Annotated in this window: 12 protein-coding genes; 2 read left to right on the plus strand and 10 right to left on the minus strand. The window is 59.2% G+C overall.

Going from position 1 to position 13298, the window contains the following annotated elements:
• Positions 1 to 77: 77 nt before the first annotated feature.
• From rutG to rutA, 7 genes are read right to left on the minus strand one after another with little or no spacing between them, the layout of a single operon-like run.
• Positions 78 to 1406 carry a pyrimidine utilization transport protein G gene (rutG, locus tag C0560_RS07700; protein ID WP_248859943.1) on the minus strand — a complete coding sequence of 443 codons (1329 nt, stop codon included), beginning with the start codon at positions 1404 to 1406 and terminating at the stop codon, positions 78 to 80.
• Positions 1407 to 1427: 21 nt separating this feature from the next.
• The gene (rutF, locus tag C0560_RS07705) at positions 1428 to 1922 is read right to left on the minus strand and encodes an NADH-dependent FMN reductase RutF (protein ID WP_248859944.1); all 495 of its coding nucleotides are present in this window, start codon (positions 1920 to 1922) and stop codon (positions 1428 to 1430) included.
• Between the two features lie 9 nt (positions 1923 to 1931).
• Entirely contained in the window at positions 1932 to 2522 is a 591-nt protein-coding gene (locus C0560_RS07710) for a malonic semialdehyde reductase (protein ID WP_102105573.1), read from the minus strand.
• Positions 2523 to 2531: 9 nt separating this feature from the next.
• Positions 2532 to 3332: a pyrimidine utilization protein D gene (gene rutD, locus C0560_RS07715; protein ID WP_248859945.1), complete on the minus strand. Its 801-nt coding sequence runs from the start codon at positions 3330 to 3332 to the stop codon at positions 2532 to 2534.
• Between the two features lie 7 nt (positions 3333 to 3339).
• Complete coding sequence (gene rutC / locus C0560_RS07720; RefSeq protein WP_100780653.1) at positions 3340 to 3726, minus strand: pyrimidine utilization protein C; 387 nt, start codon at positions 3724 to 3726, stop codon at positions 3340 to 3342.
• A gap of 11 nt (positions 3727 to 3737) precedes the next feature.
• Positions 3738 to 4430 (minus strand): pyrimidine utilization protein B, encoded by a 693-nt coding sequence (rutB, locus tag C0560_RS07725; RefSeq protein ID WP_123429128.1) that lies wholly within the window; start codon positions 4428 to 4430, stop codon positions 3738 to 3740.
• Positions 4430 to 5521: a pyrimidine utilization protein A gene (gene rutA / locus C0560_RS07730; protein WP_123429127.1), complete on the minus strand. Its 1092-nt coding sequence runs from the start codon at positions 5519 to 5521 to the stop codon at positions 4430 to 4432. Before rutA ends, rutB begins: the two co-directional genes overlap by 1 nt.
• 289 nt (positions 5522 to 5810) lie before the next feature.
• On the opposite strand from rutA, the gene rutR reads away from it, so the two are divergent.
• A complete protein-coding gene (gene rutR, locus C0560_RS07735; protein WP_100780650.1) occupies positions 5811 to 6449 on the plus strand; it encodes an HTH-type transcriptional regulator RutR in 639 nt (212 codons plus the stop codon).
• On the opposite strand, the gene C0560_RS07740 is transcribed toward rutR, so the two are convergent.
• Positions 6446 to 6841, minus strand: a complete 396-nt coding sequence (locus C0560_RS07740; protein WP_248859946.1) for a lysozyme inhibitor LprI family protein — start codon at positions 6839 to 6841, stop codon at positions 6446 to 6448. The genes rutR and C0560_RS07740 overlap by 4 nt on opposite strands.
• 70 nt (positions 6842 to 6911) lie before the next feature.
• Positions 6912 to 10874, minus strand: a complete 3963-nt coding sequence (gene putA / locus C0560_RS07745; RefSeq protein ID WP_248859947.1) for a trifunctional transcriptional regulator/proline dehydrogenase/L-glutamate gamma-semialdehyde dehydrogenase — start codon at positions 10872 to 10874, stop codon at positions 6912 to 6914.
• 424 nt (positions 10875 to 11298) lie between these two features.
• Here putA and putP point away from each other — a divergent pair, with 424 nt between their 5' ends.
• Positions 11299 to 12807 (plus strand): sodium/proline symporter PutP, encoded by a 1509-nt coding sequence (gene putP / locus C0560_RS07750; protein WP_100780647.1) that lies wholly within the window; start codon positions 11299 to 11301, stop codon positions 12805 to 12807.
• Between the two features lie 57 nt (positions 12808 to 12864).
• Here putP and C0560_RS07755 read toward each other — a convergent pair whose 3' ends face one another.
• Entirely contained in the window at positions 12865 to 13284 is a 420-nt protein-coding gene (locus tag C0560_RS07755) for a DUF3574 domain-containing protein (protein WP_102105567.1), read from the minus strand.
• Positions 13285 to 13298: the final 14 nt, after the last annotated feature.

Here is a 13298-nt window from a genome sequence, read left to right on the forward strand (position 1 = left end):
AAGCGCGGCCATTCACTCTGCCAGCGCTATCCTGTGCCGGGTAAGGCGACGCGCCATTACCCGGCACAAACCTTCTGTCAGGAATCCTGACGCACCACTTCAGCCTGAGTAATTTCAGCCGTGTGCCGACTCAGCAGCGCATTCAGTAAAATTGCGCCAAAGGTCGCCGTCCCAATCCCGCCCAGAGTAAAGCCGCCGAGCGTCAGCGCGAAATCCCCTGCGCCGAGCACCAGCGTTACGGCGACCATAATCAGGTTGCCGTTCTGGTTGAGATCTACACGGTTCTGCACCCAGATGCGAGCGCCTGCCACGGCAATCAGACCAAACACCACAATCGACGCTCCGCCAATCACCGGCGCCGGAATGGTGTGGATCAGCGCCCCGAATTTCGGAGAAAAGCCCAGCAGCAGGGCAATCACCGCCGCGGCGACAAACACCAGCGTGGAGTAAACCTTGGTCACCGCCATCACGCCGATATTCTCCGCGTATGTCGTCACGCCGCTGCCGCCCACGGCGCCAGAGAGCATCGTGGCCAGCCCGTCACCCACGAACGCGCGCCCCATGTACGGGTCCATGGTGCGCCCGGTCATTCCAGCGACCGCTTTGAGATGGCCTAAGTTTTCCGCTACCAGAATCACTGCGACCGGTGCGATAAGCATCATCGCTTGCCCGCTAAAGGTGGGGGAGGTGAGGTGCGGCAGACCAAACCAGGCGGCGTTTTGCACCAGCGTAAAATCGACCGGTTTACCCAGCCCCAGCACGCTGGTCATCAGGGCATACACCAGGCAGGCCGCGATCAGCCCCACCAGGATCAACAGCCGCTGAATCATTCCTCGGGTAAATACCGCGACCAGACCAATGCACAGCACCGTCACCGCCGCCATCCAGCTATCAAAAGACGAGCCAGAGACGCTTTTCACCGCGATAGGCGCGAGATTCAGGCCAATCGCCATCACCACCGCCCCGGTCACGACCGGCGGCATCAGGCGTTCGATCCAGTGGGTGCCGACCTTCATCACCACCAGGCCAATCAGGGTGTAGATAAACCCGCAGGCGATAATGCCGCCGAGGGCGATACTGAGATTGGGGTTGATACCCTGGCCGTTATAGCCCGTGGCGGCGATCACCACACCGACAAAAGCGGCACTTGAGCCAAGGTAGCTCGGCACGCGCCCGCCAGTGATGAAAAAGAACAGCAGCGTGCCAATCCCCGACATCAGGATCGACAGATTCGGATCAAGCCCCATCAGAATGGGCATCAGCACCGTCGCGCCAAACATGGCGACCGCATGCTGAACCCCCATCACCACGGTGGGTAGGACGGGAAGCCTCTCATCCGGCGCGACCACGCCGCGTTCAGTGGAGGTCGAGGTTAACTGCCAGTGGGGAAAACTGAACAAGGCCATGAGCTGTCTCCTTAAGGAGGGTTAACAGGCGGGTCGCAGGAGTGCGTGATAGCCGCGATCAAACCACACCAGTCCCTGCGGCGCGGGGTGGCGGGTAATGGAGACAATGTCGCAAAACAGAATGTCGTGGGTACCGACGCTGACCACCTGGCTGATGCGGCAGTCAAACGACGCCAGAGCCTCCTCCAGCCGTGGGCAGCCCGTTTCACCGATCTGCCAGTTTGCCGCCGCGAAGCGATCCGCCATCGGCGTTTTCCCGCCGAACAGGTTAGACAGCGGCTCTTGTCCGGCGCAGAGGGTATTGACGCACAAGGTGCGGTTTTCGCTAAACGTCGGCCAGACGGACGCGCCGCGATTCAGGCACACCAGCAGCGTCGGCGGTGAGTCGGTCACGCTGCACACGGCGCTGGCGGTAAATCCCGCCTGTCCGGCAGGGCCATCGGTGGTAATGATATTCACCGCCGCGCCGACGCAGGCCATCGCGTCGCGAAAGGTTTGTTGATTCGGTACGCTCATGTTTGCTCCTTACGCCAGCCCGCAGGCATCTTCAAAGGTCAGACGCGGCAGTCGGGCATAGACTTTGCTCGCATCGCCATACCCGATATTGATCAGCAGATTGCTTTTCAGACCGGTGCCGGTGAAAAAGGCTGCATCCACTTTTTGCGGATCAAAGCCGGACATTGGCCCGGTATCCAGCCCCAGAGCGCGACAGGCGAAAATCAGATAGGCCGCCTGCAGGGAGCTGTTGCGAAACGCCGTCTCCTGGGCGAGTTCCGGGCTGGTGGTAAACCAGCTGCGGGCATCGCCGTGGGGGAACAGTTCAGGTAAACGCTCATAAAATTCGCTGTCCCAGGCCACGATCGCCGTGACGGGGGCGGCGAGGGTTTTTGCCAGATTGCCGCTGGAGAGGGCCGGCGCCAGTTTCTCTTTGCCTTCGGGCGTGCGAACAAACACGATCCGCGCAGGGGAACAGTTGGCGGAGGTCGGTCCCCATTTCATCAGGTCGTAAATCTCACGCAGCGTCTCATCGCTGACCGGAATATCCTGCCAGCCGTTGTGCGTTCGGGCGTCGGTAAAGAGGGTTTTCAGCGCGCTCGGGTTGATGGCTTCGCTCATGGCGGCTCCTTATAGCACTTTTTCACGCGTATGCAGCAGGCTGGCAAGCCCGTTCAGCAGCAGCGTATTAAACGTATCGGGATCGGTGACGTTGCAGGCATGTCCGCCCTGGCGCATCACCACTTTTTCACTGTGGGGCAGCGCGGCGTGCAGCGCAGACGAACAGACGGCGGGCACCAGCAGATCGTCTGCGGAGCAGATCACCTGCACCGGGCAACGAATCCGCGCCGCATCCCGGCTAAAATCCGCCTGTTTCAGGGCCTTAAGCCGACGCAGCAGATTCGCTTTCCCCTGGAAATGGGCGAGCGCCAGCGCCTCTTCGGCCTCCATGCGCGGGCCACGGGCCGCCATCCAGTCTGCGGGGTAGAGAAACAGGGGCTGCGCCTCCACCCAGGCCTGCGCGCCGCCCGCATGCAGCAGACGCTCGCGGATCTGAAAGCAGCGGCGGGTATGGGCGTTTAACGTTAGCCAGCCGTTGATGGACACCAGCGCGGTGAGCGCCTCAGGGTGATCGAGAGCTAACTGCAGGCCGACCAGCGCCCCCAGCGCGTGGCCTACCACGCAAAAGCGCGGAATGCCTGCCTCTGCCAGCGCCAGATAAAGCTCCTGCGCCATCTGCGCGAGAGAATAGCCCTCAGGCAACGCCTCGGAATTATTCCCGGTCCCACGCTGGTCGTAGCACACCACCTGATACTCATGCTCCAGCACTGCCAGCTGCGGCAGCCAGTAGCCACCCGCGCCGCCCAGCCCGGCAATGAGAACCACCACCGGCGCACCGGTGTACGGAGGCGGAGAAACGGATATTTTCATGGCAACCTCATTTTCCGATATGCGCAACGGTGGCGATTTCGACCAGCGCCTCGGGCTTTACCAGTCCGCACTGGATGCAGAATCGTGCCGGTTTGTCGCCGGGGAAAAACTCGGCGTAGATTTCGTTAATCGCGGCGTAGTTTTTCCAGTCGGTGATAAAAATGCTGTTGAAGGTCACGTCCTCCATCGTTCCACCCGCCGTTTCGATAACGCTCCTGATGGTCTCGAGAACGTGGCGGGTTTGCGCCTTTGGGTCGTCGGGATAAACCACGTTGTTGTGCTTATCAAACGGCAGCGTGCCGGAGACATACACCACGCCGTCGGCGAGCGTGCCGGGTACAAAGGGCGCAATCGGCGTGCTGGTGCCTGCGGGAATGATCACGGATTTCGGCATAGTGTGGCTCCTCAGGCGATACGGGCTAACGATGGCGGGGAGACGGCATCGCAAAACTCGGCGACGGTGCTGACCCAGCCAAAAAAGGTTTCGATATTGAACAGGGCGGCCTGCTGCGCGAACTCCGGCCCGGCCTGGTGCGTTGCGTCTGCCAGCACCACGCCGAAATACTCCAGGAAAAAGCCGTCGCGCAGGGTCGATTCCACGCAGACGTTGGTGGCGATCCCGGTAAAGATCAGATGGCGAATGCCTCGACTGCGCAGCAGGCTGTCGAGCGGGGTGTTGAAAAAGCCGCTGTAACGCGGTTTGGGCAGCACGATATCGCCGGGCTGCGGCACCAGCTCATCCACCAGCTGGTAATCCCAGCCACCTTTTGCCAGCAGTTTGCCCTGCAGCTCCGGCTGCTTGCGCATGGTTTTCAGCGCGTTGGATTTGTGGAAGTTAGGCGAGCCGGGGCCACCGGCTTCCACGTACTGATCGTCCCAGCCGTTCTGGAACCAGATAATCAACATGCCCGCCGCGCGGGCGGCGGCAACGGCGGTGTTGATATTGTCGATCACCGGGCGGGTGGCCGAGACGTCAAATCCGGCCAGATCCAGATAACCGCCCTGGCTTGCGTAGGCGTTTTGCATATCCACCACGATCAGCGCGCTCTGCTCAGGCGCAAAGGTGATGGCTTCCGGGCGAGCGTGTAACGTCGTCATTACGCGACCTCCCTGGTGACGGCGGGAATATGTGCGCGGCAATGCATTAGCGGCTGAATGCGCTCGCCAAAGGTTTCCACGCCGGTAAGGAAATCGTCAAAGGTCAGCAACACGCCTTCGGCACCGGGCACGCTGGCAACTTCATCGAGCATTCGCGCCACATTGGCGTAAGAGCCGACCAGCGTGCCCATGTTGATGTTGACCGCGGAGGTCGGGTCTGCCATCTGGCGCACGTTGGTGTCCGACCCGGAACGCGTGTCTTTCTGGCTCTGTTCCGTCAACCAGCTCAGGGCTTCTTCATCGGCTCCGGCTTTGTAGTGCTCCCATTTCGCTCGCGCGGCCTCGTCGGTTTCGTCGGCGATCACCATAAACAGCACATAAGAACCGACCTCGCGCCCGGTCACTTCCGCCGCTTCTTTCATCCGCGCTGCAGTCGGTGCGAAAGCGGCCGGGGTGTTGACGCCTTTGCCGAAGCAGAAGTTGAAATCTGCGTGCTGCGCCGAGAACGCCATGCCTGCGTCGCTTTGTCCGGCGCAGATCACTTTCATCGGCGTGGAGGGCTGCGGGCTGACGCGGCAGTCGTTCATGGTGAAGTAATCGCCCTTGAAATCGCTCTTGCCGGTGCCCCACAGATCGCGCAGTACCTGCACGTACTCGGTGAGATAGTCATAGCGGCGCGAGAAATACTCATCGCCCGGCCACAGCCCCATCTGCTCGTATTCCGGTTTTTGCCAGCCGGTCACCAGATTCACGCCGAAACGACCGCCGGAGATAGAGTCAATGGTCGACGCCATACGCGCCACAATCGCCGGGGGCAGGGTGAGAGTGGCGGCCGTTGCATAAATCTGAATGCGCGAGGTTACCGCCGCCAGACCCGCCATCAGGGTGAAGGACTCCAGATTGTGATCCCAGAATTCGGTTTTACCGCCGAAACCGCGCAGCTTGATCATCGAGAGAGCAAAATCGAAATGGTAATGCTCCGCCTTTTGCACAATGGCTTTGTTCAGCTCGAAGGTCGGCATGTACTGCGGCGCGTGGGAGGAGATTAGCCAGCCGTTATTGCCGATAGGGACGAATACGCCAATTTTCATCACGAACCTCTCTTCAACTCAGTGTGGGGTGAAAGTCAGACGTGGCGCTGCATCCTGCATTTCCTGTTCAGCCTCGTGATGGTGGTTTTGCAAAGGGAATGCCAGTTTTGAAAATGGCTTTGTTATTAGTGTGTTAACTGATGGTTGTTAAAAAGATGCCGGTAAAAGTGGACTAACTGGTCAAAAGCGATGCACACAAATCAGGCAGTTATGCGCGATTGAGGTGCAGAATGTCGTGAGAAGCGAGGGGTTTTGCTATGCTGAACGCACATCAACAAGGAGAGCAGGCATGACACAAGGCGCAGTGCAAACAGCAGGTAAACGTTCGCGGGCGGTGAGCGCCAAGAAGCAGGCCATTCTGAAAGCCGCACTGGAGACCTTTTCCCGGTTCGGCATTCATGGCACGCGTCTGGAGCAGGTGGCGGAGCTGTCCGGCGTGTCGAAAACCAATCTGCTCTACTACTACCCGTCGAAAGAAGCGCTCTATGTCGCCGTTCTCCAGCAAATTCTCGATATCTGGCTGGCGCCGCTGAAAGCGTTTCGCGAAGAACTGACGCCGCTGGTGGCGATCAAAGAGTACATTCGCCTCAAGCTGGAGGTCTCCCGCGACCATCCGCAGGCGTCGAAGCTGTTCTGCATGGAGATGCTGCAAGGTGCGCCGCTGTTGCAGGCGGAACTGACGGGGGATTTAAAGCAGCTGATCGACGACAAATCGGCCATCATTGCGGGTTGGGTGGCGAGCGGAAAGCTGGCGCCAATCGATCCGCAGCACCTGATTTTCATGATTTGGGCCTCGACCCAACACTACGCTGACTTTGCCAGTCAGGTTGAAGCCGTGACCGGAAAAACGCTCCAGGATGAAGCGTTTTTCCAGAGTGCGGTGGATAACGTGCAGCGTCTGATTATTGAAGGGATTCGCCTGCGTTAATTGCCTGGCGGCAGCGGGCAGCTTAAATCGCCTTCTTCGCACTGCATCAGCGAGGCCAGAAACGCCTCGCGCTCGACGGTTTTTTCCGTCATGCACTGATTAATGATCATTGGCTGGATGCTGCCGCCTTCGGTGCCGGAACCGGCAAAGGCACAGTCGGCATCACGCAGTCCAATCCACGCCAGCTGGGCCTTTTTCAGTAAATCACGCTGGGGCGCGGCAGCACGCTTCATCACGGCCTGGTACGTCTGATTCAGTTTTTTATCTGCCGCCTGATATTGCTGGGCAGTGCAGGTGTTCAGATCGGTCTGGGTGGTCGCACTGGCACACTCATCCGCCAGCGCATTAGCGCTGAAGAGCAATACCGCGCCGGCAATCAATACTCGTTTCATTTTACCCTCCGTATAAAAAAGCCGGACGCGCTACGCTTATCCGGCCTACGGGTTCATTGTAGCTATACGATTAGCCGATTGTCATCAGGCTGGCGTTACCGCCTGCGGCCGCCGTGTTGACGCTAAGAGAGTGCTCAACGTACAGACGCTCCAGCAGCAAATTGGTTTCACCGCGTGCGAAGCCCTGCACTGACACAATCGCGCCGTCGCGCGCCGCTACTTGCTCGCACAGCTCACGCAGCTGATCGGAATCGCCGTGGTAAATCACGGCGTCGAAGGCCTGTGTGGTGATCACGTCCGGTTTCGCGAAGGTGATGCGCGCAGACACCTCTTTCGGCAGCTGTTTAGCGAGATCGCGGTGCAGACCGTCCTCCGGCCACAGCACTTCACAGCCCGTTGCCGCAGCGGCAGCCAGCTGGACCAGCGCGTCCTGTTCGTTGTCGGCGATGCACAGCACGCGCTCGCGCGGCATCAGCGTCCAGGTGTTGCGCTCACCGGTTGGGCCGGGGAGCAGACGCTGAGTACCGGCCTGCGCCTGTTCGCCATACTGCTGGCACAGGGCGTGCAGTTCCGGGCGTTTTTCCGCCCATTTGGTCAGCGCCTCCAGCGGCTGAGTCAGCAGCGTTTTCAGCTGCGCATCCACCGGACGTTCCGCATCCTGACGCGCCAGGGTCACGCCGAGGGCGTTCTCCGGACGGTTCGCCAGCAGACGATACAGGTAGAGCGGGCCACCGGCTTTCGGACCGGTGCCGGACAAGCCTTCGCCGCCGAACGGCTGCACGCCGACCACCGCGCCCACCATGTTGCGGTTGACGTAGAGGTTGCCGACTTTCGCGCTGCCCGTCACCTGAGCGATGGTTTCGTCGATACGGGTATGCACGCCGAGGGTCAGACCGTAGCCGGAGGCGTTAATCTGATCGACCAGCGCCTCGAGGTTGTTGCGGCTGTAGCGCACCACGTGCAGCACCGGGCCGAAGACCTCTTTTTTCAGCTCGTCAAAGCTGGAAAGCTCAATCAGCGTCGGCGCAATAAAGGTTCCGGTGTTCCATTCGCGTGCGTCTTCGCTGTTCTCGCGAACCGCCTGGAAGACCGGACGGCCTTTGGCACGCATCGCCTGAATGTGCTGTTCGATATTGGCTTTGGCTTCGGCGTCAATCACCGGGCCAATGTCAGTGGTCAGTCGGCCTGGGTTACCCATCCGGCATTCTGCCATCGCACCGCGCAGCATTTTCAGCGTGTGGTCGGCGATATCATCCTGCAGGCATAGCACGCGCAGGGCGGAGCAACGTTGACCGGCGCTATCAAAGGCCGAGGCCAGCACGTCCACCACCACCTGCTCGGTCAGGGCGGAGGAGTCGACGATCATCGCGTTCATCCCGCCTGTTTCGGCGATCAGTGGCGTCGGACGCCCCTGCGGATCGAGACGGGTGGCGATGTTGCGTTGCAGCAGCGTTGCCACTTCCGTGGAACCGGTAAACATCACACCACGCACGCGGTTGTCAGAGGTCAGCTGAGCGCCGACGGTTTCACCGCGACCCGGCAGAAGCTGTACCACGCCTGCCGGAACACCGGCTTCGAGCAAGATCTGAATACCCTGAGCGGCAATTAGCGGCGTCTGTTCAGCGGGTTTCGCCAGCACGCTGTTACCGGCGGCAAGCGCGGCAGCAATCTGGCCGGTAAAGATCGCCAGCGGGAAGTTCCACGGGCTGATACAGACCACCGGACCCAGAGGGCGGTGAGTTTCATTATCGAAATCGTTGCGTACCTGACCGGCGTAGTAGTGCAGGAAGTCGACCGCTTCGCGCACTTCGGCGATGGCGTTGCTGAAGGTTTTCCCGGCTTCGCGCACCAGGATGCCAATCAGCTGTTGCATCTGGTCTTCCATCAGCACGGCGGCGCGTTCGAGGATCGCGGCACGCTCCTGCGGCGGCGTTGCGAACCAGATTGGTGCATTGTTGACGGCGTTTTCCAGCGCCAGCTCGACTTCCTGGGCGGTGGCTTCGCGGGCAAAACCGACAATATCTTTCGGTTCGGCCGGGTTGATCACCGGCTGCATGTCGCCTGCGTCAACGGGCTGTTCAAGAATCGGCTTCGCCTGCCATTTCTGCAGGGCGCTGTTGAGCAGGGCGGAGGAGAGGGAGGCCAGACGGTGTTCGTTTGCCAGATCCAGACCCGCTGAGTTGGTGCGATCGCTGCCGTACAGTTCACGCGGCAGGGCAATTTTCGGATGCGGCAGGCCGAGCTGGCCCTCCTGCGCTGCCATTTTTTCCACGGCCTGCACCGGATCGGCAACCAGTTCATCGAGCGGCAGCGTGGTATCGGCAATACGGTTGACGAAGGAGGTGTTCGCGCCGTTTTCCAGCAGACGACGCACCAGATAGGCAAGCAGCGTTTCGTGTGTGCCAACCGGAGCATAGATACGGCACGGTCGGTTCAGTTTGCCTTCTGCCACTTTACCGGTGACCTGTTCGTACAGCGGTTCACCCATGCCGTGCAGGCACTGGAACTCGTACTGGCCCGGATAGTAGTTTTGCCCGGCCAGGCTGTAGATCGCCGCCAGCGTATGGGCGTTGTGGGTGGCGAACTGCGGGTAAATCAGGTTCGGCACGTTAAGCAGTTTTTTCGCACAGGCGAGGTAAGAAACGTCGGTATAGACCTTACGGGTGTAGACCGGATAGCCTTCCAGCCCCTCCATCTGCGCACGCTTGATTTCGCTGTCCCAGTACGCGCCTTTCACCAGACGGATCATCAGGCGACGGCGGCTGCGGGAAGCGAGGTCAATCAGATAATCAATCACAAACGGACAGCGTTTCTGATAGGCCTGAATGACGAAGCCGATACCGTTCCAGCCCGCCAGCTCTGGCTCGAAGCACAGTTTTTCCAGCAGATCGAGGGAGATCTCCAGGCGGTCGGCCTCTTCGGCATCGATGTTAATCCCGATATCGTACTGGCGCGCCAGCAGGGTCAGGGATTTCAGGCGCGGGTAGAGTTCATCCATTACGCGATCGTACTGAGCGCGGCTGTAGCGTGGGTGCAGGGCGGAGAGCTTGATGGAAATCCCCGGCCCTTCGTAAATGCCGCGACCGTTCGAGGCTTTACCAATCGCGTGGATCGCCTGCTGGTACGAGACCATATAAGCCTGCGCATCGGCGGCGGTCAGGGCCGCTTCACCGAGCATGTCGTAAGAGTAGCGGAAGCCTTTATCCTCCAGCTTGCGGGCGTTGGCCAGCGCTTCGGAGATGGTTTCACCGGTGACGAACTGCTCGCCCATCAGACGCATCGCCATGTCCACGCCTTTGCGGATCAGCGGTTCGCCGCTCTTACCGATAATGCGGTTCAGGGAGCGGGAAAGGTTGGCTTCGTTATGGGTGGAGACCAGTTTGCCGGTAAACAGCAGGCCCCAGGTGGCAGCGTTGACGAACAGCGATGGGCTGCGGCCAATGTGCGAGTGCCAGTTACCGTTGCTGATTTTGTCGCGGATTAATGCATCGCGCGTGGCTTTGTCCGGAATACGCAGCAGCGCTTCCGCGAGGCACATCAGCGCCACGCCTTCCAGCGAGGAGAGGGAGAACTCCTGCAGTAGCCCCTGCACCATACCGGCGCGACCACTGGCGGATTTCTGATTACGCAGTTTGTCGGCGAGCTGATACGCCAGGCTGTGCGCCTGGGACGCAATCGGCTCCGGCAGACGGGCCTGCTCCAGCAGCATCGGCACGGCGTCGGTTTCGGCGCGACGATACGCGGCGGTGATCGCGGCGCGGCTCACGGACTGCGGCAGGATCTGCTCGGCAAAGTCGAGGAACGGCTGGTGGTTCTCTTCGGCGATGGCGGCGGCGTCTTCGCTTTCGTTGGCGGCACCCGCCAGCAGGGCAGGCAGTTCCGGTAAGTCGTCTTCGTTTTCCAGACGTTCCAGATAATTAAAAATGGCCTGTTTAATCAGCCAGTGTGGCGTGCGGTCAATGCGGGTTGCAGCGCTCTTAATCCGTTCGCGGGTCGCGTCATCCAGCTTAACCCCCATGGTGGTCATGCCCATGCCAGTAACTCCTGTTGATCTTTAGTGATGTTCGTTCGTTAGCGTGAAATATCCACCATGTTGCAACTTTGTGCAACCGTGTTAAATGTGACCTGGACTGCAAGCTGAAAAATGAATGGATTGTTAACGATAAGTAAGCTGGTAAATACGATGAGATTCTGCGTGTGAAGCCCGTTTTTATGCGGCACTTAACACTTTTAAAAGGTGCAACCCGTAAAAGCGTGAGCGAGTGCAACCTATACGAAAGACCTATAAATCCAGGGATGAATTTGATGTAAATGCAGTGTTAAATCATTTGTGCATGTGGAGCGCTTACGGCAGGATACGCGCGCCCAACCGAAATACACTCATGATTATCACGTTCCGATAATCGAATAATAAGGCAGCCCGGACGGCTGTCGCTCGATATTTTTGGAGATTTTAAATGGCTATTAGCACACCGATGCTGGTGACATTTCTCGTTTATATTTTTGGCATGATCCTGATAGGGTTTATTGCATGGCGTTCGACCAAAAACTTTGACGACTATATTTTAGGTGGGCGTAGTTTAGGGCCCTTCGTGACCGCGCTGTCAGCGGGCGCATCCGACATGAGCGGCTGGCTGCTGATGGGGTTACCGGGCGCGATTTTCATCTCCGGGATTTCTGAAAGCTGGATTGCCATCGGCCTGTGTATCGGGGCATGGATTAACTGGAAACTGGTGGCCGGTCGTTTGCGTGTTCACACCGAAGTGAACAACAACGCGCTGACGCTTCCGGACTATTTCACCAGCCGTTTCGAAGATAAAAGCCGCGTACTGCGTATTATCTCCGCGCTGGTGATCCTGCTGTTCTTCACCATTTACTGTGCGTCCGGGATTGTCGCCGGGGCTCGTCTGTTCGAAAGCACTTTCGGCATGAGCTATGAAACCGCACTCTGGGCCGGTGCTGCAGCCACCATCCTTTACACCTTCGTCGGTGGCTTCCTGGCCGTCAGCTGGACGGATACCGTGCAGGCGAGCCTGATGATTTTCGCCCTGATCCTCACCCCGGTGATTGTGATTATTACCGTCGGCGGGTTTGGCGATTCGCTGGAAGTGATCAAGCAAAAGAGCATTGAAAACATCGATATGCTCAAAGGGCTGAACTTCGTGGCCATCATCTCACTGATGGGCTGGGGCCTGGGCTACTTCGGCCAGCCGCACATTCTGGCGCGTTTCATGGCGGCGGATTCTCACCACAGCATCGTGCATGCGCGTCGTATCAGTATGACGTGGATGATCCTGTGCCTGGCGGGTGCGGTTGCGGTCGGCTTCTTCGGCATTGCGTACTTCAATAACAACCCGGCGCAGGCGGGGGCGGTGAACCAGAACGCCGAGCGCGTGTTTATCGAGCTGGCGCAGATTCTGTTTAACCCGTGGATTGCCGGGATTTTACTGTCGGCGATTCTGGCGGCGGTGATGTCGACCCTGAGCTGTCAGCTGCTGGTCTGCTCAAGCGCTATCACAGAAGATCTGTACAAGGCCTTCCTGCGTAAAGGCGCGAGCCAGAAAGAGTTGGTGTGGGTCGGACGCTTTATGGTGCTGGCGGTGGCGCTGGTCTCTATCGCGCTGGCCGCAAACCCGGAAAACCGCGTGCTGGGCCTGGTGAGCTACGCCTGGGCGGGCTTCGGTGCGGCCTTTGGTCCGGTGGTGCTGTTCTCTGTACTCTGGTCACGCATGACCCGAAACGGCGCGCTGGCGGGGATGATCATCGGTGCGGTGACGGTTATCGTCTGGAAACAGTTCGCGTGGCTGGGCCTGTATGAAATCATTCCAGGCTTTATCTTTGGCAGCATCGGGATTGTGGTGTTCAGCCTGCTGGGGAAAGCGCCGTCGGCGGCTATGCAGGAACGTTTTGCCGAAGCGGATGCGCATTACCACACGGCACCGCCGGTAAAGTTACAGCCTGAATAAGCGTTAACAGGTGTTCAAAGCCGGGTAAGGCGTCGTCGCCGCCCGGCTTTTTTTCTGTCAGAACTGCACGCACACCGGCTGATCAACGCGCATCACCGACTCCTGCGCAAACCGAGATTTGTAGATCCCGCGTAATGCTTCGATATTGCTCTCGCTCTGAGCATCTTTCCCGTGGATCAGCATCAACGCTTTGCTTGGCTCACGCGCCACTTTCCCGTCATTGCCCAGCCACTGTCCGCGCGCATCAAACACCGTTAAGCCATCGCGAAAACGCGGCGTCACGTCCTGATCGACAAACTGCTGCCACTCCTGCCCGGTGATGGCGGCACCCGCCGGACGATTCAGACCGAAATAGAGCGTGGTTTGCTGCATCTGGTTATCCACTTTGCAGGTGGCATCAGGAGCCGTATGCGAGGGGGCGTTACAGCCGGCCAGCATGAAAAGTGCGGCAACCATAAGCCCTGTTTTGATGGTCATTGTTCGCTATCCTC

It is taken from the genome of Lelliottia sp. AC1 (assembly GCF_023278595.1).
Taxonomy (GTDB): Bacteria; Pseudomonadota; Gammaproteobacteria; order Enterobacterales; family Enterobacteriaceae; genus Enterobacter; species Enterobacter nimipressuralis.